3 protein-coding genes are annotated in these 3,132 nt (G+C 35.8%); all 3 read right to left on the bottom strand.

The features are described 5' to 3' along the window. Positions 1–293: 293 nt before the first annotated feature. Entirely contained in the window at positions 294–1,358 is a 1,065-nt protein-coding gene (locus tag ACESMA_RS21415) for a mechanosensitive ion channel family protein (protein ID WP_372950926.1), read from the bottom strand. 373 nt (positions 1,359–1,731) lie between these two features. Next, positions 1,732–1,947, bottom strand: coding sequence for a hypothetical protein (locus ACESMA_RS21420; RefSeq protein WP_372950928.1), 216 nt, complete (start codon positions 1,945–1,947; stop codon positions 1,732–1,734). Positions 1,948–2,115: 168 nt separating this feature from the next. Then, on the bottom strand, positions 2,116–3,132 hold a 1,017-nt coding region (locus tag ACESMA_RS21425; protein WP_372950927.1), incomplete at its 5' end, for a carbohydrate porin.

Raw genomic sequence — 3,132 nt, forward strand, 5'->3', positions numbered from 1 at the left:
TCAACTCCCAGTTCTTTTGCTTCTTTTTCGGACAGGCCAGTGCGTGAGATTTCCAGCTTTTTGAATTTTGTAATGGCTGTTCCCAAAACACCGGGGAACTCAGCGTTTCCGCCGCTGATATTGATTCCTGCAACCAATCCATGCTTGTTGGCAACGGTACCCAGAGCAATGTGAACCTGTTTTTTGGAAACCAGGTGAAAGGATTCGGCACAATCGCCTGCTGCCCAAATATGGGGTACAGATGTTTCAAGGCGTTTGCTGGTGGGGCGGGCTACTCGACTATAAAGCGTTGTTTATTTTGCAGAGTCTTTATCCCTTTCAATTTGTTCTTTAATATTATTCTCAATACGCTTTTTCATTTCATCATTTTTCTTAATTATAGATTTTATCTTTTCAATCTTTTTATCATCTTTTAAATTCTTAAGTTTGTCTTTTAAATCTTTTTGCTTTTTATCAATCTCTTTAAGATAATCTTTTTTAGTCTCTATCTTTTCTGACTTGATTGCTTCATCAAATATTAAATCTTCTGGTGATTTTTCATCAATTGAATCTGGTTTCTTTATGACTTGTTTAGGGATGAATTCTTTTTCATCAACTCTTCGTTGGTTCATAAAAGTTGGTGAAACAATTTCTATTTTCTCTTCATGAAGTTTATCCATGACTTTAGCATTGAGCAGTGAACTAGTACTGAAATATTTGTTACTATCCTCTAAAAATCCATGTATTTTGTAAACTACTGAGAAATCCCCCAAACTTGTTATATACACATAAGGGTCGGATAATCCGATTTCATTGGCTGCATCTCTTAAAGCTTCTTCAATTTTTTCGCGAGATATATCATATCCTAATGAAACGGAAGTGGAAATCACGGTATTTGTTTTTCGTGTCAATTTAACAGGGTTATTAGCTATATAGAGATTAGGAATGGTAATAAAATTGCTATCTTCCAGTTGAATTTCCGTATGAAAAATACTTTTTCTAATCACCTTGCCATGAAATTCTCCAATTTTAATCAGGTCTCCATTTCTAAAGCGATTCATTGAATTGTTCATAATACCTGCGATAAGGTTGCCTAAAACCGTAGTTGAACTTAAGGCAATCCCTGCACTTATAATTATCCCGAGGAAGCCTAGTATTTGTCCTTTTAGGGATTTATCAATTGGTAGGCCCAGAATGAAAACTAATATACCAGCAAGAATTAAAAAAAAAGCAATTGCTCCTTTCGTAATATTACCATTTGATGTTGTTGATTTAATTTTTTTAAAAATCCACGAGTTTACAATTAGAAGGATTATTAAAATAATTAATACAACTGCTGGTTCAATAAATGATTCGAATATTTTGAATATGTGTTCCATCTTTACAATGCTTTATAACGTTGTCTTATAATTGTAACTTATATTTCAACCATCTAAAAGTACATATATTCCCTGAATACGAAAAAAATCATTAGTTCATAAAATAAAATTTTTACCGGAACTAAAAACTAAATCGCAGAGCTGATTTTAGTTTTTCACACAATTTACCAGCTATTTGGTTTTCAGGGATTAAATGTAGAAAATTTTTGGTTTAAAAACAGTTTACGGTTTAGTTATTCCTTTTTCATCATTTTCAATTTTCAGGTTCAAAGGAATTGATGATTCTTAATTTTTTAACTCGACAACAGATGCCGGCAGAGTGAACCCTTTGGTAACCAATGCCGCAACAACATCATTCATATCTAAAAATCAATTAAACAATTTTCCGTGCAGCTATTTGTACCGGGTCCCAAACACCTGAGAATGGCGGGGCGTAAGCTAAATCAAGGTCAACCAATTGTTGCGCGGTAAACCCTGCGGTAATTGCTGTCGCAATGGTGTCGATACGCTTGGCTGCTCCTTTAAATCCAATAATTTGTCCGCCCAAAATTCGTTGGGTTTGTTTGTTTACCACAAGTTTCACGTTTATTTTTTCTGAACCAGGATATTAGCCAGCCGGGGAAACTGAAGTGATTGTTTTGGTCTCAAAATCCAAATCCAAAGCTTTCACCATTTTTTTTTCACAAATTCCCATCAGGAACGCTAAACCAGTGGAAGTACTGCATCATTACACCATTATAACCTGACATGTTAATCTTTAAAAGTTAAAATGCGTACGTATTCCGATAACAGCAAAATCTTCGTTGGTTCTCATTCTATTCCAAATGTATTGAAAGTGGGGTGATATATGAACCCATTTGTTTAATTGGCGCCTAACATACAGTTCTGTGATTTTTTCCTTTTCTACATTATTAATTGCTGAATAGTTTTCACCGTAAGCAAAGCCTATTGCCAGAGGTTGTTTATTTATTAATTCTACAAACCTTAGCCCGGCACTCCATGAAGACTTAACGCCCCAATAGTCCGCCACTGCATCGGAGTTAAGACCGTATCGCCCGAAAACATTGAATTTGTTAAAAAAAACTTTGTCAAGGCTAACACCAAAACCATAATCGTTATTGGCGGCAGGCACCTGATAACCATACAATCGTATATTTGACTCAAATCCTGACCCGGGCGCAAATGTAAACCCAAGACTTGCAATTCTGTATAAATCGTTAAAAAGCCTGCTCCCTGCATTATCCTGGCTCGATAAACCAAACTGAAGATGATATCGGTTTAAAAGTGTTGTTCTTAAACGGATTCCGGGAGAATTGGAAGGTACAGCAAACGATGAGTTATTAATAAATGAACCACTGATGAATTGCATGGTTTCATCATTAGCAGAAGCATTATTGTCAAAATAATTGGTAATATCAATTTTCCCGACCGTGATAGTAAATATTTCTTTAAAGACGGTGAACTCTCCCCAGACTTCCAGTACATGAAGTCGATCAATACCATCAGGAGATTGCGTAGTACCTGCATCTCCGTTCAATCCGGAGAGTGTTGGATATAAAACATCCGGGCCATCTCCGCCTATTGCTTCCATGTCAATAAATAATAAGGTTCCTTTTCCAAAAGAGGTTGTTGCGAAAATATCAAATGAACCGGTTCCGTAAGTTTCATTAGCATTATTATATGTAGAAAACTGGCTTATTGCCGTAACATTGCCATTGAATATTAACTGGCCCGGACGTTGTTGTATTGCTTTCAGCAGATCGTTTACTCTTTT

The sequence above is a fragment of the Mariniphaga sp. genome (genome assembly GCF_041687215.1).
Lineage (GTDB): Bacteria > Bacteroidota > Bacteroidia > Bacteroidales > Prolixibacteraceae > Mariniphaga.

Coding starts and splice junctions, on each gene's coding strand:
- ACESMA_RS21415 (WP_372950926.1), bottom strand. CDS start 1,358: ATGGAACACATATTCAAAATATTCGAATCATTTATTGAACCAGCAGTT.